Origin of the sequence: Streptomyces pimonensis, assembly GCF_041380215.1 — a bacterium.
GTDB lineage: Bacteria > Actinomycetota > Actinomycetes > Streptomycetales > Streptomycetaceae > Streptomyces > Streptomyces pimonensis.
Map to the genome: position 1 here is coordinate 1 of NZ_JAHWZY010000147.1, position 430 is coordinate 430.

1 protein-coding gene is annotated in these 430 nt (G+C 73.5%); it reads left to right on the forward strand.

The window, feature by feature from the left end:
• Nucleotides 1–430: polyketide synthase dehydratase domain-containing protein (locus tag KYY02_RS33755; RefSeq protein ID WP_503167885.1), on the forward strand; the 430-nt coding region annotated here is incomplete at both ends.

Below are 430 nucleotides of genomic sequence, written 5' to 3' on the forward strand. Positions count from 1 at the left end.
GCTGGGCCAGGAGACGGCCCCCGAGGCGGCGTTCGTGCCGGTGCTGCGCGCAGACCGCCCGGAGGAGTCCGCGTTGGTTTCGGCGGTGGCACGGTTGTGCACGCGGGGCGTGACGGTGGACTGGGAGGCGTTCTTCGCGGGCAGCGGCGCGCGGCGGGTGGACCTGCCGACCTACGCCTTCCAGCGTCGGCGCTACTGGGTCGACGTACGGCCGCACACTGGTGATGTCACGGCGGTCGGGCTCGGTGCGGCCGATCATCCGCTGCTGGGCGCGGCCGTCGCGGTGGGCGGCACGGATGGTGTGCTGCTGACGGGTCGGCTGTCGGTTCAGACGCACCCGTGGCTGGCCGACTACGTGGTTCAGGGTTCGGTCCTGCTGCCCGGCACGGCGTTCGTGGAGCTGGCCGTGCGTGCGGGTGACCGGGTCGGG